Source organism: Streptomyces sp. NPDC020965 (assembly GCF_044333555.1).
GTDB lineage: Bacteria > Actinomycetota > Actinomycetes > Streptomycetales > Streptomycetaceae > Streptomyces.
Genome location: NZ_JBIRRE010000008.1, coordinates 269,218 through 296,138, shown reverse-complemented (window position 1 = coordinate 296,138; position 26,921 = coordinate 269,218). Strand labels below are relative to the sequence as shown.

The 26,921-nt window shown below is 71.9% G+C and carries 20 protein-coding genes and 1 pseudogene; 18 read left to right on the top strand and 3 right to left on the bottom strand.

The window, feature by feature from the left end:
* The 12 genes from ACH4S7_RS24425 to ACH4S7_RS24370 are packed head-to-tail and all read left to right on the top strand — an operon-like array spanning position 1 to position 12,993.
* The gene (locus ACH4S7_RS24425) at positions 1-1,290 is read left to right on the top strand and encodes an O-antigen ligase domain-containing protein (RefSeq protein WP_398523385.1); all 1,290 of its coding nucleotides are present in this window, start codon (positions 1-3) and stop codon (positions 1,288-1,290) included.
* Between the two features lie 7 nt (positions 1,291-1,297).
* Positions 1,298-2,572, top strand: a complete 1,275-nt coding sequence (locus ACH4S7_RS24420; RefSeq protein ID WP_398523549.1) for a glycosyltransferase family 4 protein — start codon at positions 1,298-1,300, stop codon at positions 2,570-2,572.
* Positions 2,569-3,813, top strand: a complete 1,245-nt coding sequence (locus ACH4S7_RS24415; RefSeq protein ID WP_398523384.1) for a class I SAM-dependent methyltransferase — start codon at positions 2,569-2,571, stop codon at positions 3,811-3,813. Before ACH4S7_RS24420 ends, ACH4S7_RS24415 begins: the two co-directional genes overlap by 4 nt.
* A complete protein-coding gene (locus ACH4S7_RS24410; protein ID WP_398523383.1) occupies positions 3,810-4,646 on the top strand; it encodes a glucose-1-phosphate cytidylyltransferase in 837 nt (278 codons plus the stop codon). The genes ACH4S7_RS24415 and ACH4S7_RS24410 overlap by 4 nt, the downstream gene beginning before the upstream one ends.
* Entirely contained in the window at positions 4,643-5,290 is a 648-nt protein-coding gene (locus ACH4S7_RS24405; protein ID WP_398523382.1) for a PIG-L deacetylase family protein, read from the top strand. Before ACH4S7_RS24410 ends, ACH4S7_RS24405 begins: the two co-directional genes overlap by 4 nt.
* A gap of 3 nt (positions 5,291-5,293) precedes the next feature.
* Entirely contained in the window at positions 5,294-6,328 is a 1,035-nt protein-coding gene (locus tag ACH4S7_RS24400) for an NAD-dependent epimerase/dehydratase family protein (RefSeq protein ID WP_398523381.1), read from the top strand.
* Positions 6,316-7,599: a DUF4910 domain-containing protein gene (locus ACH4S7_RS24395; protein WP_398523380.1), complete on the top strand. Its 1,284-nt coding sequence runs from the start codon at positions 6,316-6,318 to the stop codon at positions 7,597-7,599. Before ACH4S7_RS24400 ends, ACH4S7_RS24395 begins: the two co-directional genes overlap by 13 nt.
* A gap of 5 nt (positions 7,600-7,604) precedes the next feature.
* Entirely contained in the window at positions 7,605-8,915 is a 1,311-nt protein-coding gene (locus ACH4S7_RS24390) for a hypothetical protein (RefSeq protein WP_398523379.1), read from the top strand.
* Entirely contained in the window at positions 8,912-9,859 is a 948-nt protein-coding gene (locus ACH4S7_RS24385) for a glycosyltransferase family 2 protein (RefSeq protein WP_398523378.1), read from the top strand. Before ACH4S7_RS24390 ends, ACH4S7_RS24385 begins: the two co-directional genes overlap by 4 nt.
* A complete protein-coding gene (locus ACH4S7_RS24380) occupies positions 9,856-11,112 on the top strand; it encodes a polysaccharide pyruvyl transferase family protein (protein ID WP_398523377.1) in 1,257 nt (418 codons plus the stop codon). Before ACH4S7_RS24385 ends, ACH4S7_RS24380 begins: the two co-directional genes overlap by 4 nt.
* The gene (locus tag ACH4S7_RS24375) at positions 11,109-11,660 is read left to right on the top strand and encodes a dTDP-4-dehydrorhamnose 3,5-epimerase family protein (protein WP_398523376.1); all 552 of its coding nucleotides are present in this window, start codon (positions 11,109-11,111) and stop codon (positions 11,658-11,660) included. Before ACH4S7_RS24380 ends, ACH4S7_RS24375 begins: the two co-directional genes overlap by 4 nt.
* Positions 11,661-11,667: 7 nt before the next feature.
* Entirely contained in the window at positions 11,668-12,993 is a 1,326-nt protein-coding gene (locus ACH4S7_RS24370) for a glutamate-1-semialdehyde 2,1-aminomutase (protein ID WP_398523375.1), read from the top strand.
* A 7-nt stretch (positions 12,994-13,000) separates the two neighbouring features.
* On the opposite strand, the gene ACH4S7_RS24365 is transcribed toward ACH4S7_RS24370, so the two are convergent.
* The gene (locus ACH4S7_RS24365; RefSeq protein WP_398523374.1) at positions 13,001-13,696 is read right to left on the bottom strand and encodes a phosphatase PAP2 family protein; all 696 of its coding nucleotides are present in this window, start codon (positions 13,694-13,696) and stop codon (positions 13,001-13,003) included.
* A 532-nt stretch (positions 13,697-14,228) separates the two neighbouring features.
* Here ACH4S7_RS24365 and ACH4S7_RS24360 point away from each other — a divergent pair.
* The 3 genes and pseudogenes from ACH4S7_RS24360 to ACH4S7_RS24350 all read left to right on the top strand — a co-directional run.
* A pseudogene (locus tag ACH4S7_RS24360) lies at positions 14,229-15,086 on the top strand (oxygenase MpaB family protein); the annotation flags it as partial.
* A gap of 65 nt (positions 15,087-15,151) precedes the next feature.
* On the top strand, positions 15,152-17,371 hold the full coding sequence (locus tag ACH4S7_RS24355) for a tetratricopeptide repeat protein (RefSeq protein WP_398523373.1): 2,220 nt from the start codon (positions 15,152-15,154) through the stop codon (positions 17,369-17,371).
* Positions 17,372-17,953: 582 nt separating this feature from the next.
* On the top strand, positions 17,954-19,486 hold the full coding sequence (locus tag ACH4S7_RS24350) for a phytoene desaturase family protein (RefSeq protein WP_398523372.1): 1,533 nt from the start codon (positions 17,954-17,956) through the stop codon (positions 19,484-19,486).
* A gap of 24 nt (positions 19,487-19,510) precedes the next feature.
* Here ACH4S7_RS24350 and ACH4S7_RS24345 read toward each other — a convergent pair whose 3' ends face one another.
* Complete coding sequence (locus ACH4S7_RS24345) at positions 19,511-21,301, bottom strand: serine hydrolase (RefSeq protein ID WP_398523371.1); 1,791 nt, start codon at positions 21,299-21,301, stop codon at positions 19,511-19,513.
* Positions 21,302-21,461: 160 nt separating this feature from the next.
* On the opposite strand from ACH4S7_RS24345, the gene ACH4S7_RS24340 reads away from it, so the two are divergent.
* The 3 genes from ACH4S7_RS24340 to ACH4S7_RS24330 all read left to right on the top strand — a co-directional run bounded on the left by ACH4S7_RS24340 (position 21,462) and on the right by ACH4S7_RS24330 (position 25,309).
* Positions 21,462-22,565, top strand: a complete 1,104-nt coding sequence (locus ACH4S7_RS24340; protein WP_398523370.1) for an NAD(P)H-dependent flavin oxidoreductase — start codon at positions 21,462-21,464, stop codon at positions 22,563-22,565.
* A gap of 2 nt (positions 22,566-22,567) precedes the next feature.
* Positions 22,568-24,118 (top strand): acyl-CoA synthetase, encoded by a 1,551-nt coding sequence (locus ACH4S7_RS24335; protein WP_398523369.1) that lies wholly within the window; start codon positions 22,568-22,570, stop codon positions 24,116-24,118.
* Between the two features lie 84 nt (positions 24,119-24,202).
* On the top strand, positions 24,203-25,309 hold the full coding sequence (locus ACH4S7_RS24330) for a calcium:proton antiporter (protein ID WP_398523368.1): 1,107 nt from the start codon (positions 24,203-24,205) through the stop codon (positions 25,307-25,309).
* Between the two features lie 297 nt (positions 25,310-25,606).
* Here ACH4S7_RS24330 and paaK read toward each other — a convergent pair whose 3' ends face one another.
* Positions 25,607-26,887: a phenylacetate--CoA ligase PaaK gene (paaK, locus tag ACH4S7_RS24325; RefSeq protein ID WP_398523367.1), complete on the bottom strand. Its 1,281-nt coding sequence runs from the start codon at positions 26,885-26,887 to the stop codon at positions 25,607-25,609.
* Between the last annotated feature and the right edge of the window lie 34 nt (positions 26,888-26,921).

Sequence of the window (26,921 nt, the reverse complement as noted above, 5' to 3'; positions counted from 1 at the left end):
ATGGGCGGAGACCTGATGCGCGGCGGGCCCTCGGGGCCGGACACGGCGGGCACCCGGCCCGCCGCCGAACCACGCCCGGCCGGCACACCCAAGGCCGTCGGGATCGTCTGGGCGCTGCTGGCCCTCAACACGCTCGGCTCGGCCGGGGCGAAGACCGTCATCCCGCTGCCGCGCTCCCTCATCCAGATGGCCACCATGGGCGCACTGGTCGCCGCGTTCGCGCTGGCCCTGGCGCTCAATCTCCGGCTGCGCGTCCGGGCCAGCGCCTTCGTGTTCCTGCTCACCCTGCTCCTGGTGCCGAGCGTGATCTCCAGCGCGAACCTGGAGGTCGGCTACGGCGCGCTGTTCCGCTGCACCCGGCTGGCTCTCTTCGTCGGCACGCTGTGGCTGCTCAGCCGCTGGTGGGACGGCAGTCTGACGTTCGTCAGGTACCACATACGGATGTACTTCGCGGTGCTCGGGTCGGTGGCCGCGGGCCTGATCGTCGCACCGGGCGTGGCCATGCCCGAGTACTACGGCGGGCGGCTGGTCGGCGCGTTGTGGCCGCTCACCCCGCCGCAGATCGGACAGTACTCCGCGGTGATCATCGGGCTCACCGTGCTGCTCCTGCTGGGCCGCCGGACCACCGGGGCCAGCGCGGCGGTGATCATCATCCCGACACTCGTCCTGCTCGCGTTGACCCATACCCGGACGGCCACGCTCGGCCTGCTCGTCGGGTTGGCGCTGGCGATCGGCTCGCTCATCCTGACCAGCGCCGCCGCCCGCCGGTTCTTCACCTGGACGGTGCTGTGCGCCGGGGTGGCCGCGGTGGCGTTCAGCTCCGCACTCCAGGCGTGGTTCCTGCGCGGGCAGAGCCAGGAGAGCTTCTCCAACCTCACCGGCCGGGCCACGGTCTGGGACGCCCTGCTGGCGGCGCCCCGGACGACCGGGGAGAAGGTGTTCGGCGTGGGCCTGGGCGACAAGTCGTTCGGCGGGCTGCCGATCGACAACAGTTGGCTGGCCGCCTACCACGAACAGGGCCTGATCGGCGTCACCATCGTGGCGGCGATCATCATCGTGCTGGGCGGCGTCGCGTTGCTGCGGCCACCGTCGCTGCCGAGGGCCTGCGCGCTCTTCCTGATCAGCTACTGCGCCATCTCGTCGTACACCGAGGCCGGTCTTGGCGACGCCTCGCCGTATCTGCTCCATCTGGCCCTGGCCGCCGCACTGCTGGCGGCACCCGCCACGGCCACGTCCCTCTCGACAAGCGCAGTTCCCCGACGACGTATCCCGCGATGGGACCGGAGGTGACATGAGTATGCACGTCCTCGTGGTGCACAACCGCTACTCCTCGGCGCAGCCGAGCGGAGAGAACAGGGTGGTCGACGAAGAGGTGGGGCTGCTGCGTGCGGCCGGCCACCGGGTCGAGGTCTTCGAGCGGCGCAGCGACGACATCGCCGCCCGGTCCCTGCTGGGCAAGGTCGCGGTGCCGCTCCTCGTGCCGTGGAACCCGGCGGTCCGCACGGAGCTCACCGCCCGGCTCCGCAGCGACCGCCCGGACGTGGTGCACATCCACAACGTCTTCCCGCTGCTGTCGCCCGCGGTGCTGGCGGCCTGCGCCGACGCCGGCGTGCCCACCGTCGCCACACTGCACAACTACACCCAGGTCTGCCCGCCGGGCACCCTGCACCGGAACGGCCGGCAGTGCACCGAGTGCGTCGGGTCGGCGACATCGCTGCCCGCCGTCCGGCACGGCTGCTACCGGAACTCCCGGCTGGCGACGGTGCCGCTCGCGGTCAGCCTGTCGATCAACAGGCGGCGGTGGTGGTCCGGCGTCGAGCGGTTCTTCTGCATCTCAGCGGCGCAGCGCGATGTCCTGGTGCGGGCCGGGATGCCCCCCGAGCGGCTGTCGGTGAAGCACAACTTCGTCCCCGACCCGGGCGCCCGCCGCACGGGCGCCGGCGAACATCTGCTCTTCCTCGGCCGGCTCGCGGAGGCCAAGGGCGTCTCACTGCTCATGGCCGCGTGGGACGAGATCGCCGCGGACGGCGGGGTGGGCGTGCCGCTCGTGATCGCCGGCGCGGGGCCACTGGAGCATGAGGTGACCGCCTGGGCCGCGGGCCGTGACGATGTGCGGTACGTCGGCCTGTACGACCCGGCGGAGTGCCGACAGGCCGTCGCGCGGTCGGTCGCCGTGCTCGCTCCGTCGACGGCCTTGGAGACGTTCGGTCTGGTGGTCGCGGAGGCGATGGCGGCGGGGGTCCCGGCCGTCGCCGCCCGCCACGGCGCCTTCGTCGAACTCATCGACGACGGGGTGACGGGGCTGCTGCATCGACCGGGCGAGCCCGACTCGCTCGTCTCCTGCCTGCGCCGGATCACGGCCGAGCCGGCCCGCAACCAGGAGATGGGCCAGGCGGCCCGGCGCCGTTACGAACAGGGTTTCAGCCCGGCAGTCGGGCTGGAGCGTCTGGTGGATGGGTACCGCACCGCGATCGCGGGTTGGTCCGGCGGCGGGGACAGTCCGCCGTCGGTGGCGGACGGAACTGGCTCGCGGCGGGGGAACCCGCGCGGGCAGGATGGGGGCAGTAGATGACAGGATGCCGACTCTGCGGCTCGGCGGCGATGGCAAGCGTCGTCGATCTCGGAGCGACCCCGCCGTGCGAGAGCTTCCTCGCCGCGGACCAACTGGACCAACCGGAGCCGACGTACCCGCTGCACCTGCGGGTCTGCACCGACTGCTGGCTCGCGCAGATCCCTCCGCTGATCACCCCGGAGGAGACGTTCACGCAGTACGCGTACTTCTCCTCCTACTCGACCTCCTGGGTGGAGCACGCGCGCACGTTCGTCGCCGACGCCGTACCGCGGCTGGGTCTCGACCCCCAGCAGAGGGAAGCCTTCGTCGTCGAGGTCGCGAGCAACGACGGATACCTCCTCAAACACCTGGTGGACCGCGGGATCCGCTGCCTCGGCGTCGAGCCGTCGGTGAACGTCGGTGCCGCGGCGCGGGACGCGGGCGTGCCCACGCTCACGGCGTTCCTGGACCCGGCCACCGGCGCCGCCGTCCGTGCCGAGCACGGCCCGGCCGACCTGGTCGTGGCCAACAACGTGTACGCGCACATCCCCGACGTGGTCGGGTTCACCCGGGGGCTGCGCGCCCTGGTCGCCGACGACGGCTGGGTCTCCATCGAGGTGCAGCACCTGCTGACCCTGATCGAGGAGAACCAGTACGACACGATCTACCACGAGCACTTCCAGTACTACACGGTCGCGTCCGCGATCCGGGCGCTGGCGAGCGGCGGACTCGCACTCGTGGACGTCGAGCTGCTGCCCACGCACGGCGGCTCCATCCGGTTGTGGGCCCGACCGGCCGAGGTGGCCGGCGAGCCGACCGGCCGGGTGGCCGACGTGCTGGACCGGGAGAAGGCCGCCGGGCTCCAGGAGCTGTCCGGGTACACCGAGTTCTCCGCCCGGGTGGCCAAGGTGCGCCGGGACCTCCTGCGGTTCCTCGTCGAGGCGGCCGAACGCGGTGAGACGGTCGTCGGCTACGGCGCCCCGGGCAAGGGCAACACCCTGCTCAACCACTGCGGTGTCCGGCCCGACCTGCTCCCGTACACGGTCGACCGCAACCCCTACAAGCACGGCAGGTTCACCCCGGGCACCCGCATCCCGATCCTGTCGCCCGAGCAGATCAGCACCGACAGGCCGGACTACGTGCTCGTCCTCCCCTGGAACCTGCGGGCCGAGCTGATCGAGCAACTGTCCTTCGTGCACGCCTGGGGCGGTCGGCTGGTCTTCCCCATCCCGGAACTGAGCATTGTCGAGGTCACAGCATGAAGGTCGTACTGTTCTGCGGCGGATATGGGCTGCGTATGCGCAGCGGTGCGTCCGACGACATACCCAAGCCGATGGCGATGGTCGGCGCCCGACCGCTGATCTGGCACGTCATGCGCTACTACGCGCACTTCGGGCACACGGAGTTCATCCTGTGCCTGGGATACGGGGCCCACCACATCAAGAACTACTTCCTCAACTACGAGGAGACGACGTCCAACGACTTCGTACTGCGCAACGGACGGACCGAACTGCTCTCCACCGACATCGCCGCCTGGACGATCACCTTCGTCCAGACCGGTATCGAGTCACCGATCGGGGAACGGCTGCGCCGGGTGCGGCACCATCTGGAGGGCGACGACATGTTCCTCGCCAACTACGCCGATGTGCTCACCGACGCCCCGCTGCCGGAGATGATCGACCAGTTCGCCCAGCGGGACGCCGGCGGTTCGATGATGGTGGTGCCCCCGCAGTCCTCGTTCCACTGCGTGGACCTGGGCGAGGACGGTCTGGTGGGAGGCATCACCGCGGTGAGCGAACTGCCGCTGTGGGAGAACGGCGGCTACTTCGTGCTCCGTCAGGAGGTCTTCGACCACATCCCCGAGAACGGGGACCTGGTCGCCGACGGATGCACCCAACTCGCGAAGGGGGGACGGCTGGTGGCACACCAGCACCGCGGCTTCTGGAAGCCCACCGACACCGTGAAGGAGCGGGCCGCGCTCGACGCCGCCTACGCCCGGGGCGACCGCCCGTGGGCCGTGTGGGAACGGGACGCCGCGGGGGCAAGGGTGGATCAGCACAGCAGCAGGGACGGCGCCGAAGCGAGGACCGCGTGATCCGGCTCGGGGCCGGGAGCCCGGACCGGCTCGTCGCGGTGGGCGCGCACTGCGACGACATCGCCATCGGCGCCGGCGGCACACTGCTGACGATGTGCCTCGCCCGGCCGGGCATCCGCGTCGACGCGCTGGTGCTCTCCGGCGGTGGCGGCGAGCGGGAGCAGGAGGAGCAGGCCGCGCTCGCCGCCTTCTGCCCCGGCGCCGACCTGCGCCTGACCGTGCTCAAACTGACGGACGGCCGGCTGCCGGCGCAGTGGGACGAGGCCAAGGCCGCGATCGAGGAACTGCGCGAGCAGACCGAGCCGGATCTCCTGCTGGCCCCGCGCACCGATGACGCGCACCAGGATCACCGCGGCCTGGCCGAGCTGGTGACCACCGCCTTCCGCGACCACCTCGTGCTCGGCTACGAGATCGTCAAATGGGACGGCGACCTCGGCCGCCCGACGGCGTACCAGCCGCTGTCGCCGGAGATCGCCGAACGGAAGGTGCGGCTGCTGCAGGACCACTACCCCTCGCAGCGGCACCGGCCCTGGTACGACCGGGAGGCATTCCTCGGTCTCGCGCGGATCCGCGGCATCGAATGCCACGCGCGCTACGCCGAGGCGTTCGCCGTCACCAAACTCACACTCAATCTGGGGGGATGAACCGTGCGCGTACTGCTGACCGGACACCAAGGCTATCTGGGCACCGTGATGGCCCCGGTACTCGCCGACGCCGGCCACGAGGTCGTCGGGCTGGACTCCGGCCTGTTCGCCGACTGCGTGCTGGGCCCACCGCCCACGGACCCGCCGGGGGCCCGGGTGGACCTGCGCGATGTCACGGCCGAACACGTGGCCGGGGTGGACGCCGTGATCCACCTCGCCGCGCTCTCCAACGACCCGCTGGGAGCGCTGGCGCCGGAGCTGACCTACGACATCAACCACCATGCGTCCGTGCGGCTGGCCCAACTGGCCCGCGACGCCGGAGTGCGACGCTTCCTCTACGCATCGACCTGCTCGGTGTACGGCGCCGCCGGCGGTGACGACCTGGTGGCCGAGGACGCCCCGCTGCGCCCGGTGACGCCGTACGCGGAGTCCAAGGTGCGGGTGGAGGACGATCTGCACGCGCTGTCCGACGGCGACTTCAGCCCGGTGTACATGCGCAACGCCACCGCCTTCGGCTTCTCGCCCCGGCTGCGCGCCGACATCGTGCTGAACAACCTGGTGGGCCACGCCCTCCTCTCCGGCGAGGTGCTGGTGCTGTCCGACGGGACGCCCTGGCGCCCGCTGGTGCACGCGGCCGACATCGCACGGGCCTTCACGGCGGCGCTGACCGCGCCACGGGAGGCGGTGCACGACCGGGCGTTCAACATCGGCAGCGAGATCAACAACGTCACGGTCGCCGAGATCGCCGAACAGGTCGCCGATGCGGTGGCCGGCTCACGCGTGGTGATCACGGGGGAGAACGGCGCCGATCCGCGGTCGTACCGGGTCGACTTCTCCCGGTTCCGCACCGCGGTGCCCGGTTTCGACTGCGCGTGGACGGTGAAGCAGGGCGCGCTCGAACTCGCCGACGCCTACCGGAAGCACGGGCTGACCCGGGAGGACTTCGAGCAACGCTTCACCCGGCTGGCCGTGCTGCGCGCGGCACTCCAGCAGCAGGGCGCCGGCGCCGTCGACGACACCCTGCGGTGGCGCCGATGACCGCGGTCGGCGAGCAGATGCACGCGCTGGTGGAGCGGCTGTACCCGCTGTGCCGGAGCATCACCGGCGACGGTGTGCGCGCCACCCTGGACATCATCGGCGAGTACGTTCCCTTACAGGTGCACGAGGTGCCGACCGGGACGCAGGTGCTCGACTGGACGGTGCCGCAGGAGTGGAACATCCGGGACGCGTACATCGCCGACAGCGCCGGCAACCGGGTCGTTGACTTCGCCGCGTCCAGCCTGCATGTGCTCGGCTACAGCCTGCCGGTGTCGGCGACCATGTCACTGGCCGAGTTGCGTGGACATCTGCACACCCTGCCGGACCAGCCGACCTGGGTGCCCTACCGCACCAGCTACTACCAGCCGGAATGGGGATTCTGCCTGGCCCAGGAGACCTTGGACGCGCTGCCGGATGGCGAGTACGAGGTGCGCATCGACTCCACACTCGCCGACGGCCACCTCACCTACGCCGAGCACGTCGTCCCCGGGCAGGTACCCGACGAGGTGATCGTCTCCTGCCATGTCTGCCACCCGTCGCTGGCCAACGACAATCTGGCCGGTATCGCGGTGGCGGCCTTCCTGGCCCGGGCGCTGGCGGAGACGACGCCGTGGTACACCTACCGGTTCCTGTTCGCGCCCGGCACCATCGGGGCGATCACCTGGCTGGCCCGCAACGCGGAGCGGGTGGAACGGGTCAAACACGGGCTGGTGCTGGCCTGCGCCGGTGACCGGGGCCCACTGACGTACAAACGGAGCAGGCGCGGCGACGCGGAGATCGACCGAGTGGTGCAGCACGTGCTGGGCGTGACCGAACGCCCGCACCGGGTAGCCGAGTTCACTCCATACGGCTACGACGAGCGACAGTTCTGCTCGCCCGGGTTCGATCTCGGTGTGGGCTCGCTCACCCGGACCCCGTACGCCGGCTACCCCGAATATCACACCTCGGCTGACAACCCGGACTTCGTCTCCCCGGAGGCGATGGCGGACACGCTCGCCGTCTGCCAGGAGGCGTTCTCCGTGCTGGACCGCAACCGGCGCTATCTCAACCTCAGCCCCTACGGCGAACCACAGCTCGGCCGGCGTGGTCTGTACGCATCGCTCGGCGGTCGCAGCGACGCGAAAGAGGCCCAACTGGCCATGCTCTGGGTGCTCAACCTCTCCGACGGCGAGCACAGTCTGCTGGACGTCGCCGAGCGGTCCGGGCTGCCGTTCGACACCGTCGCGGTCGCGGCCGACGCCCTGCGCGGCGCCGAGCTGATCAAGGCGTGACACCGATGCCCACCCGGAGGGAGAAGACGACCCCGGCCCCCCCGGCGGCCGGACCGGCCGGAGCCACCACCCGACGGGCCCTGGCCGGCCGGCTCTCCTGGGGACTGGCCGACCAGGCGGTCTGTAGCATGACCAACTTCGCGGTGGGGATCTATGTGGCCCGCTCGCTGGGGCTGGCCGCGTTCGGTGTGTTCAGCCTGGCCTGGGTGACCTACGGCGTGGTGCTCAGCGTCTCCCGGGGGCTGGCCACCGACCCGCTCGTGGTGCGCTTCAGCGGAGTGTCGGACGCGTCCTGGCGCGGGGCGACGGCCCGCTCGTCGGGTACCGCACTCGTCGTCGGTGTCTCCCTCGGCGCGGTGTGCCTGGTGGTCGGGTTGGCTCTCGGCGGCAGCGTGGGGCCCGCCTTCGCCTGCCTCGGCGTCGTGCTGCCGGGGCTGCTGCTCCAGGACGCCTGGCGGTTCTCGTTCTTCGCCGCTGGCACCGGGCGTAAGGCGTTCGTCAACGACCTCCTCGGTGGCATCGCGCTCATCCCGGCCATGGTGGTGGCGGCCCGCGTGGGCAGCGTGGGCGCCTACGTCGTCGCCTGGGGCGCGGCCGCCGCGGTGGCCGCGGGATACGGCTGCCTCCAGTCCGGCATCCGGCCCCGGCTGACCGGAGCGCGCGCGTGGCTCCGCGACCACCGTGACCTCGGCTACCGGTACCTGATCGAGAACGTCGGCGTCAGCGGCGCCGGCCAACTGCGGGCGTACGGGCTCGGCGCGATCGTCGGGGTCAGCGCGGTGGGCGTGGTCCGGGGCGCCGAGCTCCTCCTCGGCCCCTTCCTCGCCGTGCTGATGGGGCTGTCGTTGGTCACCGTCCCGGAGGCGGTACGGGTGCTGCGGCGGGCCCCGCACCGGCTGGGCAGATTCTGCCTCCTGTTGGGCGGCGGGCAGGCCGCCGCCGCGCTGCTCTGGGGCGCGGCGCTGCTGCTGGTGCCGGACCGGGCCGGGGAGCTCGTACTCGGCGGCGTCTGGGACGCCGCGTCCGAGCTCATCGTGCCGGTCACGCTCGGGGTCGCGGGCGCCGGCCTCGGCACCGGCGCGGCGGCCGGGCTGCGCGCCCTCGCAGCGGCCCGGCGCAGCCTGCGCTGCCAGTTGATCGCCTCCGCCTGCTATGTCAGCGGTGGGCTCGGCGGGGCGGTCGCCGCCGGCACGGTCGGCTCGGCCTGGGGCGTCGCCGCCGCGACCGTCTGCGGCTCGGCCGTGTGGTGGCTGCAACTGCGGTCCGCCCTGCGCGAGCGCCACCAGAACCCCATCCCCGAAGTGAGGACACCATGACCGCCCAACCCCGGCTCAGCATCGGCCTGCCTGTGTACAACGGCGAGGAGTACCTGGCCGAATCGCTCGACGCCCTGCTCGGCCAGACCTACGACGACTTCGAACTCGTCATCTCCGACAACGCATCGACCGACGGCACCCGGGACATCTGCCGCCGGTACGCCGCGCGGGACTCGCGCATCCGCTACATCCTGCTGCCCAGGAACATCGGCGCCGCACCGAACCACAACTACGTGTTCACCGAGTGCCGCGGCGAGCTGTTCAAGTGGGCGTCGCACGACGACCTGTACGCGCGGGACCTGCTGCTGCGCTGCGTGGAGGCGCTGGACGAGCGGCCCGACACCGTCCTCGCCCACACCGGCCAGGCGGTCATCGACGGCGACGGGCAGGTGAAGGTCCCGTACGAGTACGGGCTCGCCACCGACTCGCCGCACCCGCCGGAGCGCTTCCGCAGCATGTTGTTCGAGCCCGGCGGTGACGACTTCTACGGGGTGATGCGGGCCGATGTGCTGCGCCGGGTGAAGCCGCACGACAGCTACCACCACGCGGACCGCACGTTCGTCACCGAGATCGGCCTGCACGGGCCCTTCCACCAGGTGCCGGAGCTGCTGTACTTCCGCCGCGACCATCCCACCCGCGCCGAACGGGCGAACCCGAGCAAGCGCTCCCGGTGCGTCAACCTGGACCCGCGCCGGGCGGGCCTGCTGCACCCGACGCCCCGGCTGCTCGCCGAGTACGTCTGGGGCTTCATCGCGGCGATCCGGCGGGCGCCGTTGTCCCCGGCCGACCGGCGTGCGTGCTACCGCCACCTGGTCTCCTGGATGGCCAGCCGGAGCCGGCCGGGCGCCGGCGAGCGGGTTGAGGACCGCGCCCCGGTCGATCCGGGCCTGCTCACCGTCTCCGTCGACGCCCTCGTCGCCGGCCGGGAAGGCAGGCGGGCATGAAGTCCGCGAACGGGATTCCGCTGCGCGTCGGGGTGTTCGGCCTGCTCGGCTCCGGCAACCTCGGCAACGACGGGTCGTTCGAGGCCCTGCTCGGCTACCTCCGCTCCGCACACCCGGACGCGGTCGTGGACGCGCTGTGCGGCGGACCCGAGATCGTCGCCACCCGGTACCGGATCCCCGCGACGCGGCTGCACTGGTACCGCGGGGAGTACCGGACCGCGTCGCGTGCGGGCGCGATCGCGGGGAAGGGCCTCGGCAAACTCGTCGACGCCTTCCGCACCGCCGCCTGGGTGCGCCGGCACGATGTGGTGATCGTGCCGGGCATGGGCGTTCTGGAGGCCACGCTGCCGCTGCGGCCCTGGGGCTTTCCGTACGCGCTGTTCCTGCTCTCCGCGAGCGGCCGGCTGTTCGGTACCCGGGTCGCGCTGGTCAGTGTCGGCGCCGCCGCGATCCGCAGCCGGCCCACCCGGGCCCTGGTGCGCTGGTCGGCGCGGCTGGCCACCTACCGTTCGTACCGGGACACCCTCTCCCGCGACGCGATGCGGGCGATGGGCGTGGACACCGCGCGTGACGAGGTCTACCCGGACCTCGCCTTCGCCCTGCCGACGCCCCCGGCGAGCACGCCCACGGGCCGGCCGGGCCCGGTCTGCGTCGGCGTCATGGCCTTCAGCGGCGGCAACGACGACCGCGCCCGGGCCGAGGAGATCTACCGGCGCTACCTCGACGGGACGACCCGGTTCGTCCGCGCGCTGGTCGCGGACGGCAGACCGGTCCGGCTGCTCACCGGCGACGAAGTCGACGCGCAGGTGGTCGCCGCGATCCTCGACGCGGTGGACTCGCCGCTGGTCACCGCTGCCGAGACGGCCTCGCTCGCCGACCTGATGAAGGAGATGGCGGCCGCCGATTCCGTGGTGGCGACCAGGTACCACAACCTGCTCTGCGCCCTGAAGGTCGGCACACCGACGCTCGCACTCAGCTATGCGGCGAAGAGCGACGCGCTCATGGCCCGGATGGGTCTGGACGCGTACTGCCACCCGGCTCGCGAGGTCGACGCCGACCGGCTGCTCGAACAGTTCCGGGCGCTGGAGCAGAGCGCGGCGGACGTGCGGCGGACCCTCACCGAGCGGAACCTGACCACCACCCGGCGCCTTGAGCACCAGTTCACCGCCTTGACCGCGGCTGTGTTTCCGGCAGTTCAGGCGGCGCCGGCGACCGACCACACCCATGACCACGCCCTACGGGAGACTCCATGAAGGCGACCGGAATCCCGGCGATCGCCGGCGCGTACCTGTTCGAATCGCCGTCCCACGCCGACGAGCGCGGCTTCTTCTGCCGTACCTTCGACGCCGACGTGGTCCGCTCGGTGGGCCTCGACCCGGACGCCTTCGTCCAGGACAGCGTGTCCCGCTCGGTCCGGGGGGTGCTGCGCGGCCTCCACCTGCGCTCCGGAGCCGGCGAGGCGAAGCTGGTGCGGTGCTCGTACGGGAGGATCTTCGACGCCGTCGTGGACCTGCGGACGGACTCGCCGACCTACCGCAACCGGGCCTTCTTCGAGCTGTCCGGTGAGACACAGCAGACCCTGTACATCCCGGCCGGGTGCGCGCACGGATTCCAGGCACTGACCGAGATCGCCGACGTCTCGTACCGGATCGACCGCCCGCACGATCCGACCGAGGACGTGACGATCGCCTTCGACGACCCGGAGCTGGCCATCCCCTGGCCGCTGCCGCCCCTGTCGATGTCCCAGCGGGACCGGGAGGCGCCGAGCCTCGCCGAGGCCCTCCAGCAGAACGAGAAGTGAGGTCCGCGTGGACACCGAAGAGTTCCTCCTGCCCCGGTCGCGGCTGGCGAACGAGCGGCTGCACACCCTGATCCCCGGGGGCGCGCACACCTACGCCAAGGGCGACGACCAGTACCCGGCAGACCTGGCGCCGGTCATCAGCCACGGCCGCGGTGCCCACGTCTGGGACGTCGACGGCAACCGCTACCTCGAATACGGCTCCGGCCTGCGGTCGGTCAGCCTCGGCCACGCCCACCCACGCGTGATCGAGGCGGTGCGGCGGCAACTCGACCGCGGCAGCAACTTCGTCCGGCCGTCCATCGTGGAGGTCGAGGCGGCTGAACTCTTCCTGGCCACCGTGCCGACCGCCGAGATGGTGAAGTTCGCGAAGAACGGCTCCGACGCGACCACCGCGGCGGTGCGCCTCGCCCGTGCCGTCACCGGACGCCCGCGGGTGGCCATCTGCGGCGACCATCCGTTCTTCTCCGTGGACGACTGGTTCATCGGCACCACACCGATGCCCGCCGGCATCCCGGCGGCGGCCACCGAGCTGACCGTGGCATTCCCCTACGGAGACCTGGCCGCCACGGAGGAGCTGCTCACCCGGTACCGGGGCGAAGTCGCCTGTCTGATCCTCGAACCCGCCACCCACACCGAGCCGCCTCCGGGATACCTGGCCGGCCTGCGCGAGCTGGCCGACCGGCACGGCTGCGTACTGATCTTCGATGAGATGATCACCGGCCTTCGCTGGTCCGAGGCGGGCGCTCAGGGCCTGTACGGCGTCGTCCCCGACCTCTCCACCTTCGGCAAGGCACTGGGCAACGGGTTCGCCGTCGCCGCGCTGGCCGGGCGCCGCGCACTCATGGAGCGGGGCGGGCTGCGCCACTCCCACGACCGCGTGTTCCTGCTGTCCACCACGCACGGTGCGGAAACGCACTCGCTGGCCGCCGCGATGGCCGTGCTCACCACCTATGTGGAGGAGGGCATCACCGCGCAGTTGCACGCCATCGGCGAGCGATTGGCCGCCGGTGTCCGCTCCGCCGCGGCCAGTACGGGCGTCGGCGACCACCTCGTCCTCCGCGGCCGGGCCAGCAATCTGGTCTTCGCCACCCTCGACGAGCACCGACAACCGTCGCAGCAGTACCGCACCCTGTTCCTGCGCCAACTCATCGCGGGCGGGGTGCTCGCCCCTTCGTTCGTGGTGAGCAGCGCGCTGAGCGACGCCGATATCGACCACACCGTCGACACGGTGGCCCAGGCATGTGCGGTGTACCGGAAGGCACTGGACGCCGCCGACCCCACCCCCTGGGTGGGCGGACAGCCGGTGAAGCCCGTGTTCCGCCGCTTCGCGTGAGGTGACGTCAGCTGCGCTTCCGTCGCCGGGCATCAGCCAGCCAGCGGGGCGTCAGCCGGCCAGCCGGTCGGTCAGCCACCCGGTCGATCAGCCCTGCGCTCGCCGGTATCACCGCGAGCGCGGTGCACCAGCCGCCGAGGACGTCGGTCGGGTAGTGCGCGCCCAGAGCGACCTGCGCCCAGCCCATGGCCGCGCCGGCGACCAGCGCCGCGGCGAGCACGAGCAGGGTGCCCGCCGTGCTGCCGAGACCGAGCCGGCCGACCGCGAGCAGCGCCACGATGAGGGCGAGCGCGGTGAGGAAGGCGGTGTGCCCGCTCGGGTAGGACAGGTGCGCACCGTGGATGGTGCGCCCGGCCAGCGGCTTGATCAGCGTCGTCGTCCCGACGGTCAGACCGAGGCCGACCACGAGGAGCACCGCGGCGCGAGGTCGTCGAAGCAGCAGACAGCCCATCACGGCGGCCCCGGCCAGCAGCGCCGCTCCGGCGGGCTCCGCCAGGAAGTCCGTCGCCAGCGCGAGGCTCCGCCACGGCGTCCGCACACCGTCCAAGGCCGGCTGGATCCACGCGTCCACCGTGCCCGGCCGGCGGTGGCCGGCGTGCAGGACCCCGAGCCCGACGACCATCAGGGCGGCGAGGACCGCGATCAGTCCGAGCCGTGCGCGCAGCGAGGGCGGCAGCACCGCGGGTGCCGGCCGGCCGGTCACCCGCCCACCGCGCCCGGTCGACCCGCGGTGGCCCGCCGCGATCGGTGGACGGTGGGGCCGATCCCGACTCGTCGGGACGGGGTGCGGACGGGGCCCTTCACTCGACCGGCGGGCAGCCCTGAAGCAGCGGCTTCGCGAGCCCGGCCACCGTCGTGGACCATGTGGCTGATGCGATGCACCGTTCCCCTCCCGTGGGGCCGTTGACGCCATGTCACCCGCCGCTACTTGCCACCCAACCGGTCGTGGCAAACCGCTGCCGGACACTCCGCCACTCCGCCACTCCGTGCCTCCGTGCGGGTGCCGGGTGCCGGTGCCACGGAGTGAGGGGGCACGAGCCACTGATTCACCGAGTCGCCGAAACCGTGAGCGTGTGATGCGTCGTGGTCGCCGCCTCCGGGTAATCCGTCCGTCAATAGGTCGAACCCATGTGCCAACCGCGTCGCGCGAACCATGCGGGGGCGGTGCCGACTCCCGTTGGCACCGCCATGGGTCAGGTCCGTCCACCGGTGCCATCGGGAAAGCTGGTCACATCATGAAGAACGCCGACGGCACCACGGGCGACCCGGGCCTCTTCGGGCCCGACTCCGTCACCTGGCACCTGCACGGCGACCCGATGATGTGGGTCGCCGGGGTCCGGGCGCTGTACCTCCAGGCGCTCCACCCCCGCGCGGTACGCGGAGTCATGCAGTTCTCCGACTTCCGCGAGAACGCCTGGGGGCGGCTGCTGCGCACGGCGGACTTCGTCGGCACCATCAGCTACGGCACCACCGAGGCCGCCGAGACCGCGGGTGACCGGGTCCGCCGCATCCACAGCCGTCTCAAGGTGACCGACCCCGCGACCGGTGAACGCTACGGCGTGGACGAGCCCGAGCTGCTGCTGTGGGTGCACTGCGCCGAGGTCGACTCGTACCTCCAGGTCGTCCGCCGCTCCGGCTATCCGCTCAGCGACGCCCAGGCCGACCGCTACGTCGACGAGCACCGCGTCGGCGCCCGCCTCGTCGGCCTCGACCCGGATCAGGTGCCCGCCACCACCGCGCGGCTCGCCGCCTACTTCGAGGAGGTCCGGCCCCACCTCGCGGTCGGCGCCGACGCCCGTGAGATCGATGACTTCCTCCAGCGGCCACCGGTCCCCGCCCTCCTCGTCCCGGCGCGGGCACTCCTCTGGCGGCGGGTGGCGGACCTCGCCTACGGGGCCCTGCCGCCCTACGCCCACGAGCTGTACGGCAGACCCGCCCCCACCGCCGAACGGGTCACCCGGCAACTCGCCACGACCGGCCGTCTGCTGCGCCGGGTGCCCGCCCGATTGCGCTGGCAGCTCCCCCCGGGACACATCCTCAGGGCGATGGCCCGACTCGGCCCCGGGGTGCGGCCCACCCCGTACGGTCCGCGGTGACAGGAGTCCATACTGGACGGGCCGGGGAGGGCGCAGCAGAGCGACGGGGGCGACAGCACGCGATGGCGGAATCCAGGCTGATCCACGACCGGTACCGGCTGGTCGAGGTGATCGGGCGCGGTGGCATGGGCGAGGTGTGGGGGGCCGTGGACGAGTCGCTGGGGCGGCGCGTCGCGGTCAAATGCCTGAAACCGGTCGGATCCCAGCACCAGTCCTCCTCCTTCGCCCCGGTGCTCCGGGAGCGCTTCCGCCGCGAGGCCCGGGTGGCCGCGGCCCTCCAGCACCGGGGGGTCACCGTCGTCCATGACTTCGGTGAGTACGAAGGGGTCCTCTACCTGGTGATGGAGCTGCTGGACGGCCACAACCTCAGCCAGCTCCTGACCGCGAACGAACAGCGCCCGCTGCCGGTGGACGAGGTCGTCGACATCGCCGAACAGGTCGCCGACGCCCTCGCCTACACCCATGAGCGGGGCATCGTCCACCGCGACCTCAAACCCGCCAACATCATGCGGCTCACCGACGGCGCGGTGAAGATCTGCGACTTCGGCATAGCGCGGCTCGGCGAGGACATCGGGTTCTCCTCCCGCCTCACCGGTACCGGCATCGCCATGGGCACTCCCCACTACATGTCGCCCGAACAGATCAGCGGCGGCCGGGTCGACCACCGCAGCGACCTCTACTCGCTGGGCTGTGTGCTGTACGAGATCGCCACCGGCTTCCCGCCGTTCGACCACGACGACGCCTGGGCGGTCCTCGTCGGACACCGCGACACCGAGCCGCGGCCGCTGCGCGCCCACCGGCCCGACATCCCCGACCACTTCCAGCGGATCGTGCTCGAACTGCTCGCCAAGGCGCCGGACGGCCGGCCCACCGACGCCAAGGACCTCCGGTGGCGGATCGCCCGTGAGGGCCGTACGCGCCCGCTGCCGCCGCCGGCCCTCCCCCGGGAGACGCGCCTGCCACCGTGGACCCGGGGGATGACCACCGGACACAAGGCACTGGGCACCGCGCTGCGGACCGTACTGCCCGACCACACCGAAGGGCTGACCGGCGAGTGGACCACGTCCGTCGAACCCGCCGTGCCGTTCGGCGGGGCCCCGCCCGCGCCGGGCCCCCCGGCCGAGCGGCCCACCCCGTCGCCCGAACTGCTCGCCGTCCTCACCGGCCGGCACAACGGGGGCCTCAGCCTCGGCCGGCTGGGGCGCTGGGAGGAGGCGGGCGAGGTGCACCGGGCGGTGGCCGCCGAGCGGGAGCACGCGCTCGGCCCCGACCATCCCGACACCCTGGCCAGCCGCTACGAGATCGGCTTCACCCTGAGCCGGACCGGCCGGGTCGAGGACGCGCTGCGCGAGTTCGGCCGGGTCGCCGACGGCCGGGAGCGGGCCCTGGGCGCCGACCATCCGGAGACCCTGGCGGCACGGCAGGAGACCGCCTTCGTGCTCGGCAGGCTCGGGCGCCACTTCGAGGCGCACGACGTTTACGCCGCCGTCCTCACCGCGCGCGAGCGGACCATGGGCGCCGACCACCCCGACACACTGCGCTGCCGGCACAACCTCGCCTTCAACCTCAGCAGGCTCGGCCGTCTTGAGGACTCCTTCCGGATGGTCCGCGACGTCGCGGTGGCGCGGACCAGGGTGCTCGGCGCGGACCATCCCGACACGCTCGTCACCCAGTACGAAGTCGCCTACGCCCTCGGTCGGCTGGGCCGCTGGGCCGAGGCGCTGACCACCTATCGCGACGTGGCCGCCGCCCGCGCCCGCGCGCTGGGAGCCGACCATCCCGACACCCTCGCCGCCCGGTACGAGGTGGGCATCAGCCTCGGGCGCCTCGGGCGGGGCGAGGAGGCCCTGGCGCTGTATCGGAGCCTGGTGGCGGACCGCACCCGGGCGCAGGGACCGCACGACCCCGAGACCCTGCGCGCCCGGCACGGCCTCGGTGTCAACCTGGGCCGGCTGGCCCGCTGGGAGGAGGCGCTCGCCGAGGCGCGCGAGGTGAGCGCCCTGCGCGGCCGCGTCCTCGGCGCCTCGCACCCGGACACCCTCGTCTCCCGCCGCGAGGTGGCGGTCGGCCTGGGCTGGCTGGGCCGCTGGGCGGATGCGCTGACGATCTACGGGCAGGTTGCCGAGGCCCGTGAGCGGGTCCTCGGCCCGGACCACCCGGACGCCCTCGCCAGCCGCAACGACGAGGCCCACTGCCTGGAACAACTGGGCCGCCACGCGGAGGCGGTCGACCTCTACCGCCGCGTCGCCGCCCGCCGCGAACGCCGCGCCCCCCAGGGCTGAGCCCCTGCCCGGCACCGAGGCTCGGCTCGGTTTCATCAGGCGTAGGGCCGCCCCAGCGCTGGGTTCTCCGCTCCCCGGCGTCCGGGCGGCCTGAATCCAGCCCCTCCGGTGTTTGAGGAGCGCCCGGTGGCGCTGGCACGTCGTCGAGCCGGGGTGCGCACTGCGGTGAGGTGTCGAGCGGCGGCCTGAATCCAGCTTCTCCGGTGTTTGCGGAGCGCTTGGTGGCGCTGGCACGTCGTCGAATCGGGGTGCGCACTGCGGTGAGGTGTCGAGCGGCGGCCTGAATCCAGCTTCTCCGGTGTTTGAGGAGCGCCCGGTGGCGCTGGCACGTCGTCGAATCGGGGTGCGCACTGCGGTGAGGTGTCGAGCGGCGGCCTGAATCCAGCCCCTCCGGCGATTGAGGAGCACCCGGTGGCGTCGCCAGGCCGCCGAGTGGGTTCGCCCGGCGCTGGGCGGGCCGCACCGCCCCCGGCCTTCGCGGCGTTCGGGAGACCCGAATCCAGCCCCTCCGGCGATTGAGGAGCGCCCCCGCGCGAGCGGGAACCAGGGTTCGGCATACCCGGGAGCGGCAATGTTCCCGGCATGTCCGCCCACACCTCGTACGACACCGTCATCATCGGCGGCGGCCACAACGGTCTGGTCGCCGCCGCCTACCTCGCCCGCGCGGGCCGCTCCGTCCTCGTGCTGGAGCGCGCCGCGCGCGTCGGCGGTGCGGCCGTCTCCACCCGCCCCTTCGCCGGGGTCGACGCCCGGCTCTCGCGCTACTCCTATCTGGTGTCGCTGCTGCCGTCGAAGATCGTGCGCGACCTCGGACTGGACTTCTCCGTACGTAAACGCACGGTCTCCTCGTACACCCCCCGCGGCGACGGCGGTCTCCTCGTGGGCGCCGGGCGCACACGGGAGTCGTTCGCCGCGCTCACCGGTGGCGACCGCGAGTACGCCGCCTGGCGGGAGTTCTACGGCATGACCGCCCGCGTCGCCGAGCGGGTCTTCCCCACCCTCACCGAGCCACTGCCCACCCGTGAGTCGCTCCGGGCCCGTGTCGATGACGAGACGGCCTGGCATGCCCTGTTCGATGCACCCATCGGCGAGGCGATCGAGAGACGGTTCTCCGACGATCTCGTACGGGGAGTGGTGCTCACCGACGCCCTCATCGGGACGTTCGCCGACGCCCACGACCCCGGCCTCGCGCAGAACCGCTGCTTCCTCTACCACGTGATCGGCGGGGGGACGGGGGACTGGGACGTCCCGGTCGGAGGCATGGGCGCGCTCACCGACGCCCTGGCCACCGCGGCCCGGGCGGCCGGGGCGCGGATCGTGACCGGGCACGAGGCGACCCGTATCGAGACGGACGGCCGATCGGCCGATGTCACCTGCCGGACACCGGACGGGGAGGTCACCTTCGCCGCCCGCCGGGTCCTGGTGAACGCCTCCCCGAGGGAACTCGCCGCTCTGCTGGGCGAGCCGCCCCCGGCCCCCGCCGAGGGCGCCCAGCTCAAGGTGAACATGGTGCTGCGGCGGCTACCGGCGCTGCGCGACCGCACCGTCGATCCGCGCCACGCGTTCGCCGGCACCTTCCATGTGTCGGAGGGGTACGAACAGTTGGCCACCGCCTACCGGGAGGCCGCCGCTGGCTCACCGCCGAGCGCGCCGCCGTCCGAGATCTACTGCCACTCACTGACCGATCCGTCGATCCTCGGCCCGTCGCTCGCCGCCGAGGGCTTCCAGACGCTGACGCTGTTCGGGCTGCACACCCCCGCCCGGCTCTTCACCGATGACCACGACGCGGTCCGCGACCGGCTGCTGGCGGCCACCCTGGCCGAGCTGGACTCCCATCTGGCGGAACCGCTGGCGGACTGTCTCGCCCTCGACGCCGACGGCGAACCGTGTGTCGAGGTCAAGACTCCGCTCGACCTGGAGCGCGAACTCCGGCTGCCGGGCGGTCATATCTTCCACCGGGACCTCTCCTTCCCGTACGCGACCGACGACACCGGGCGCTGGGGCGTCGAGACGGCGCACGCCAATGTGCTGCTGTGCGGCGCGGGTGCCGTGCGCGGCGGGGGAGTGAGCGGGGTGCCCGGCCACAACGCCGCGATGGCGGCGCTGGGCCGGTGAACCGTTCCCCCGGCCGGGGGAAGTTCAGTCCCGCGACACCGTCCAGCCGGCCGCCTCGATCCGGGCCGCGTCCTGGGGCCTGCTCTCGTCGAAGACGGCGCGGCCCCGGTCCTCGACCCGGATGGCGTCGACGTACGCGCCCCGGCCGACGTAGCGGTGGTCGGTCGTGTAGCGCCAGCGCAGCCGTACGCCCGTCTCGTGCCAGGACGACAGATCCGCCGTCAGCCGGTGCCAGACCCGCCCCGACCACCCGGTCACCGACGCGGTCGGCGGTTCCGTCCCCCGCGTCGTGGTGAAGGGCACCGGTCGCCAGGTGGCGCCGCCGTCCGGCGATCCCTCCAGGAACAGACCGTCGGCGCCGGGCTCGATGTCCCACCACAGGGAGCAGCGCAGCCGGGTGTGCCGGCCGACGGTGAGCGGGGGCAGGGTGAGGGTCGCGGTGGCGGCGTTCGCCATCCCGGAGAACCAGGCGGTACGTCCCCGCTCCGGGCGCACGGGGACGGCACGGGCCATGTTGTTGGCGGCGGCCACCCGGGGTGCGCTGCCCGACCGCCAGGACCGCACCGGGTGGACGGAGTTGCCCAGCACGATCAGGAACGAGTCGGTGCTCGGGTCCAGGACCAGACTGGTCCCGGTGAAACCGGTGTGACCGGCGGTGCGTGGGGTGGCCATGGCCCCCATGTACCAGTGCTGGTACAGCTCGAAGCCGAGGCCGTGTTCGTCCCCGGGGAAGGCGGTGTTGAAGTCGGTGAACATCAGCTCGACGGAGTCGGGGCGCAGTATCCGGTGCCGGCCGTAGACGCCGTCGTTGAGCAGTGTGCGGGCGAGGATCGCCAGGTCCCAGGCGCAGGAGAAGACCCCGGCGTGTCCGGCGACCCCGCCGAACGCGTACGCGTTCTCGTCGTGCACCTCGCCGTGGATGAGACCGCGTTCCAGACCCGACCAGGGCGCCCGGGCGTCCTCGGTGGCGGCGATCTTCGGTTTCCAGGAGGCCGGTGGGTTGAATCGGGTGCGGCGCATCCCGAGCGGCTCGGTGATCTCCTCCCGGAGCAGCACGTCCAGAGCCCGTCCGGTGAGCTGTTCCAGGATCAGTTGGAGTGAGATCAGATTGAGGTCGGAGTAGAGGTACTTCGTCCCCGGGGTGCTGGCGGGAGCCTCGTTCCACAGCATCCGGAGCTTCCCCTCCCGGGTCGGCTCCCGGTACAGCGGGATCCAGGAGCGGAACCCCGAGGTGTGGGTCAGTAGCTGCCGCACGGTGATGTCCTGTTTGCCCGCGGCCCCGAACTCCGGGAGGTACGAGGCGACCGTGGCCGCCAGGTCCAGTGCGCCCCGCTCGATCTGCTGGACGGCGAGGATCGAGGTGAACAGTTTGGAGACCGATGCCAGATCGAAGACCGTGTCCTCGGCCATCGGGATCTGCTGGTCGGGCGGGAGCTCCACCCCCGTGTCGGTCTTCTCGTCGTACGCGGCGTAGCGGACCGCCTTCCCGATCGGCCGGTGCAGCGCGACGGTGCCGCCGCGACCTGCGAGCAGGACCGCGCCCGCGTACCAGGGGTGTTGGGGGGAGGGGGCCAGAAACGATTCCGCGTCGGTGACCAACTGATCCAGCCGGGCGGCGATCAATCCGGCCCGCTCGGGGGTGCCGCGCCGCAGGGTCGGCCGTCCGCGCCCCGGGGCCACCGAGCCGCCGACGTCGGCCGCTCCCGCCGCCGCGAAGGGAATCGGTGCGAGCGCCAGTGCGCCGCCCAGTGCCAGTGCGCCGCCGCCCAGCCTCCGTCGGCTGATCCCGTCGCCCGCGGTCGCGTCCTCTGTCATCCGGAGCCCTCTCCTGAAAGAACCTGAAAGTGTTTTTCGGGAACTCGAACAGCAATGAAACTTTCTTGCCACTGTCGGAGGCTGTCAACCGCCCAAAGAATCTGACACTGCATCAGAAAACCCCTTCCCTCGGCCACCCGGCTGCGGCATCCTGCCGCCCATGGAGACGGAGCTGAGCAAGTCACTGGGGATCGAGCACGCCATCTTCGGCTTCACGCCCTTCCCCGCGGTGGCCGCGGCCATCACCAGAGCGGGCGGCCTCGGTGTCCTGGGCGCCGTCCGCTACACCGCGCCCGACGACCTCGAACGCGACCTCGACTGGATGCAGGAGCACACCGACGGAAAGCCCTACGGGCTCGATGTCGTCATGCCCGCCAAGAAGGTCGACGGAGTCACCGAGTCGGACGTCGAGGCGATGATCCCCGAAGGGCACCGCCGGTTCGTCCGCGACACCCTCGCCCGGCACGGCGTCCCCGAACTCGCCGAGGGCGAGGCATCCGGCTGGCGTATCACCGGCTGGATGGAACAGGTCGCCCGGGACCAGCTCGATGTGGCGTTCGACTATCCGATCGCCCTCCTCGCCAACGCCCTCGGCTCACCGCCCCCGGACGTCGTCGCGCGCGCCCATGAGCGCGGCGTCCAGGTCGCGGCCCTCGCCGGCAGCGCCCGCCACGCCCGCCACCACGCCGACGCCGGGATCGACATCGTGGTCGCGCAGGGGTACGAGGCCGGCGGGCACACCGGCGAGATCGCCTCCATGGTGCTCACCCCCGAGGTCGTCGAAGCGGTCGACCCGCTCCCCGTGCTCGCCGCCGGCGGTATCGGCAGTGGCGAACAGATCGCGGCCGCCATCGCCCTCGGCGGACAGGGCGCCTGGCTCGGCTCGCTCTGGCTCACCACCACCGAGGCCGAACTCCACTCCCGCGCGCTGACCGCCAAACTCCTCGCCGCGGGCTCCGGCGACACCGTCCGCTCCCGCGCCCTGACCGGAAAACCCGCACGCCAGCTCCGTACCGAGTGGACCGACGCCTGGGACGGCGCGGAAGGACCGGCCGCGCTCCCCATGCCGCTCCAGGGACTCCTGGTCGCCGAGGCCGTCTCCCGTATCCAGAAGCACGGCGTCGTTCCGCTGCTCGGCACCCCCGTCGGGCAGATCGTCGGCCGGATGAACTCCGAACGGAGCGTCCAGGCGGTCATGGACGACCTGACACGCGGGTTCGAACGCGCCGTGGACCGTGTCAACCGCATCGCCGGAAGGGGCTAACGATGACCGAACGGCCGAACGGCTTCTGGGCCCAGGCGACGGCGGATCCGGACCGGACGATCCTGATCGCACCGGACGGCGAACGCTGGAGCGCCCGGCGGCTGCACGCCGCCGCGAACCAGCTCGTGCACGGGCTGCGGGCGGCCGGCCTCCGGCGCGGTGACGTCTTCGCCGTCGTCCTCCCCAATGGTGCCGAGTTCATCACCGCCTATCTCGCCGCCTCCCAGGCCGGTTTCTACGTCGTCCCCGTCAACCACCATCTCGTCGGCCCTGAGATCGCGTGGATCGTCGCGGACTCCGGAGCCCGGGTCCTCATCGCCCACGAGCGGTTCGCGGACGCGGCGACGGTCGCCGCCGACGAGGCGGAGCTGCCCGCCACCCACCGCTACGCCGTCGGCACGGTCGACGGATTCCGCCCGTACGCCGAACTCCTCGCCGGCCTGTCGGAGTCCCCGCCCGACGGACGGACCCACGGCTGGGTCATGAACTACACCTCCGGCACCACCGGACGGCCGCGCGGCATCCGCCGCCCGCTGACCGGACGGCTGCCCGAGGAAGGCCATCTGGGCGGTCTGCTCGGCATCTTCGGCATCCGGCCGTTCGACGGTCACACCCACTTGGTCTGCTCGCCGCTCTACCACACCGCCGTCCTCCAATTCGCGGGTGCCGCGCTGCACATCGGACATCCGCTGGTGCTGATGGACAAATGGACACCCGAGGAGATGCTCCGCCTCATCGAAGCGCACCGCTGCACCCACACCCATATGGTGCCGACGCAGTTCCACCGGCTCCTGGCGCTGCCCGAAACCGTACGGGCCGGCTACGACGTCTCCTCGATGCGCCATGCCATCCACGGTGCCGCTCCCTGTCCGGAACATGTGAAACGGTCGATGATCGACTGGTGGGGAGGATGCGTCGAGGAGTACTACGCGGCCAGTGAGGGCGGCGGCGCCTTCGCGACCGCCGAGGAGTGGCTACGGAAGCCCGGAACCGTCGGCAAGGCGTGGCCCATCAGCGAACTCGCCGTCTTCGACGACGACGGCAACCGGCTGCCGCCCGGCGAACTGGGCACCGTCTATATGAAGATGAGCACCGGCGCCTTCCGCTACCACAAGGACGAGGCCAAGACCCGGAAGAACCGGATCGGTGACTTCTTCACCGTGGGTGACCTCGGCGTCCTGGACGAGGACGGCTATCTGTTCCTCCGCGACCGCAAGATCGACATGATCATCTCGGGCGGGGTCAACATCTACCCCGCCGAGATCGAATCGGCCCTGCTCGCCCACTCGGCGGTCGCCGACGCCGCGGCCTTCGGCATCCCGCACACCGACTGGGGCGAGGAGGTCAAAGCGGTGGTCGAACCGGCCGACGGCCACCAGCCGGGCGACGCGCTCGCCGCTGACATCCTCGCCCACTGCGCGCGTCTGCTCGCGGGATACAAGTGCCCCAGGTCCCTGGAGTTCATCGAGGTCATGCCGCGCGATCCGAACGGCAAGCTCTATAAGCGCCGGCTGCGCGCACCTTACTGGGAGGGCCACGAACGCGCGATCTGACGGCCCGGCTCCCGCGGCCTCGGGAGAACCCCGTTGGCGCAGCACCCCGCGCGCCCCGCTGCCGTTCCTGGCAGCGTGGCGACCATGACGACCGGCACGGCAGGGCTCAGATCGAAGTGGACGACCTGGGTGCCGCCCCTCGCGGTGGTCGCCCTCGCGTGCGGGTGGGGCCGCGACCTCTCCGGAGCGGCCGTCGCGGTCGTCGGGGTCTTCCTGATCGGGGCCGTCCTCGCCGCGGTGCACCACGCCGAGGTCGTCGCCCACCGGTCCGGTGAGCCGTTCGGGTCACTCATCCTCGCCGTCGCCGTCACCGTCATCGAGGTGGGACTCATCGTCACCCTGATGGCGGGCGGCGGGGAGAAGACGTCCACCTACGCCCGGGACACCGTCTTCGCCGCTGTCATGATCACTTGCAATGGGATCGTCGGCCTCTCCGTCCTGGTGGGGGCGCTGCGCAATCGCGTCGCCGTCTTCAACGCCGAGGGCTCCGGTGGCGCCCTGGCGACCGTGTGCACGCTGGCCACGATGACGCTGGTGGTGCCGGCCTTCACCACCGGCCAGGCCGGCGCGGAGTTCACCGGTGACCAGCTCGCCTTCGCCGCCGCCGCCTCCCTCTGTCTGTACGGGCTCTTCGTCGGCGTCCAGACGGTGCGGCACCGCGACTACTTCCTGCCGGTGCGGCCCGAGGGCAGCGAACGCGATCCCGACCCCGACGAGCACGCCCCGCCGCCCAGCCAACGGGAGACCTGGGCCAGCGCCATCCTCCTCCTGGTGGCGTTGGTCGCCGTCGTCGGCAACGCCAAACTGGTCTCCCCGGCCATCGAGAACACCGTGGAGTCGGCGGGGCTCCCGACGGCCGTCGTCGGTGTGGTGATCGCGCTGCTCGTGCTGCTGCCCGAGACCCTCGCGGCGGTACGCGCGGCCCGCCGGGACCGGATGCAGACCAGTCTCAACCTGGCCTACGGCTCCGCCATCGCGAGCATCGGGCTCACCATCCCGGCCATCGCCCTCGCCTCGATCTGGCTGCCGGGACCCCTGGTCCTCGGAGTGGACGCCACCCATATGGTCCTGCTGGCCCTGACTGCCGTGGTCAGCGCCCTGACGGTGGTCCCCGGCCGGGCGACCCTGCTCCAGGGCGGGGTCCATCTCGTACTGTTCGCTGCATTTGTCTTTCTCTCCTTCAGCCCCTGACCAGCCCCTGACCAGCCCCTGACCAGCCCCTGACCAGCCCCTGACCAGCCCCTGACCAGCCCCTGGCCAGCCACTGGTGGCATGGAGGCAATCGAGGGCAGGGGCTGCCTCCGGCTCTACGGGTGGAGTGCTCCGCCCCCAGTCGTACCGGGCGGTGGAGCGCCGCCCCACCTCCTGGCTCCCCTTCCTGGTTCCCGCCGCTGGCCTTGACCTCCTGGCTCCCCCTCTTCCGGCTCCCGCCTCCTGGCTCCAACCTCCCGGCTCCCGCCTGCCTGGGGCCCGGCCCGTGCCGTACCGCTAGCGCAGGTCCACGATCCGCTTGATCTTGCCCACTGACCTTTCGAGGGCCTCCGGGTCCACCACCTCGACCGCCACCGAGACACCGATACCGTCCTTGACCGCTGCGGCCATCGCCTCGGCCGCCGCGGCGCGCTGCGCGGGCGTCGCCGCCGCCCGTGCCTCCGCCCGCACGGTCAGCGCGTCGAGCCTGCCCTCCCGCGTCAGGCGCAGTTGGAAGTGCGGCGCGAGATGCGGTGTCCGCAGCACGATCTCCTCGATCTGCGTCGGAAAGAGGTTCACCCCGCGCAGGATGACCATGTCGTCGCTGCGGCCGGTCACCTTCTCCATCCTGCGGAAGACCCGGGCTGTGCCGGGCAGCAGTCGGGAGAGATCACGCGTCCGGTAGCGGATCACCGGCATCGCCTCTTTGGTGAGGGAGGTGAAGACCAGCTCGCCCGGCTCGCCGTCGGGCAGCACCGCACCGGTGAGCGGATCCACTATCTCGGGCAGGAAGTGGTCTTCCCAGACATGGAGACCGTCCTTGGTCTTCACGCACTCCTGCGCCACGCCCGGACCCATCACTTCCGAGAGCCCGTATATGTCCACCGCGTCGATCGCGAAGCGTTCCTCGATCTCCCGCCGCATCTCCTCGGTCCAGGGCTCCGCCCCGAAGATGCCCACCCGCAGCGATGTCGTCCGGGGGTCGACCCCCTGCCTCTCGAACTCATCGAGCAGGGTGAGCATGTAGGACGGCGTCACCATGATGATCTCGGGGCGGAAATCCTGGATCAGGCGGACCTGACGCGAGGTCATACCGCCGGATGCCGGGACGACGGTGCAGCCGAGGCGCTCGGCGCCGTAGTGGGCGCCGAGGCCACCGGTGAACAGTCCGTATCCATAGGCGATGTGGACCATATGGCCGGGGCGCCCACCGGCCGCGCGGATCGAGCGGGCCACGACATCGGCCCAGACGTCGAGGTCCCGCTCGGTGTAGCCGACGACGGTGGGCCGGCCGGTGGTCCCGCTGGAGGCGTGGACGCGCCGCACCTGGGACCGGTCCACCGCGAACATTCCGAAGGGGTAGTTGTCCCGGAGGTCGGCCTTGCTGGTGAAGGGGAATCGTCCGAGGTCGGCGAGTGTGTGGCAGTCCTCGGGATGCACCCCGGCCCGGTCGAACGACTCGCGGTAGAAGCCGACACGGTCGTACGCGTGGCGGAGCGTCGCCCGCAGGCGTTGCAGTTGCAGTGCTTCCAACGCGTCGCGGCCGAGTCGTTCCGCCGCGTCCAGCAGGTCCGTCATGCCGGCCACTCCTGTTCCATATCGGGCGACCGAT